The 655-nt window shown below is 63.2% G+C and carries 1 protein-coding gene; it reads left to right on the top strand.

Annotation, left to right across the window (positions count from 1 at the left end):
- A partial coding sequence (locus tag HGI46_RS21835; protein ID WP_240946949.1) for a type IV secretion system DNA-binding domain-containing protein occupies positions 1–655 on the top strand: 655 nt, incomplete at both ends.

Raw genomic sequence — 655 nt, 5'->3', positions numbered from 1 at the left:
GAGAAAGGCTTGCAGACGGCGCGCAATTTCGGCGGCGCGATTGTCCTCGGCCTCCACGCCTATGCCAAGCTCAAGGAGGTCTATGGCGAGAACATGGCGATGACGCTGGCATCGCTTGCCCGGACCAAACTGATCCTTGGAACCGCCGACCGCGAGACCGCGACCTGGTGCTCCGACTTCATTGGCCATCGTCAGGTCAGGGACATGGAAGAGGGGTACACCTATGGCTACAACAATGCCCGTGATGCGGTCAGCCTGACCCCGCGCAAGCACATCGAGCCGCTCCTGCTGCCCGACCAGCTGATGAACCTGCCGCGCCTGTCGGGGTACATAAAGTTCCCCGACGGCTTTCCCGCCGCACCGATCAAACTGAAGCCCGTCGACCGACCCAAGCGGGCCGAGACATTCATCGCCAGGGTCAAGGAAAGCCCGAAGGCGAGGGGCACCGTGCCCCATTCGTCGACAGAGCAGGAAGAGCAGCCGGCAGTGGCGACAGGCAACGAGCATCCCTCGTCCAACGATGACGGAGCGGGCAAATCGGTCGTCCCAAAGCAGGGAGAGCTGGCCTTGGATCAGGGTGCGCGAGCCGCGCCGAAACAGGAGCCTGACGTGCCATCCAAGGACCTTGAACGGGCAGTTGAACGCACACCCGGCA

This window comes from Novosphingobium sp. ERW19, assembly GCF_012641315.1.
Lineage (GTDB): Bacteria > Pseudomonadota > Alphaproteobacteria > Sphingomonadales > Sphingomonadaceae > Novosphingobium.
This window is presented reverse-complemented; position numbering and strand designations above follow the sequence as displayed.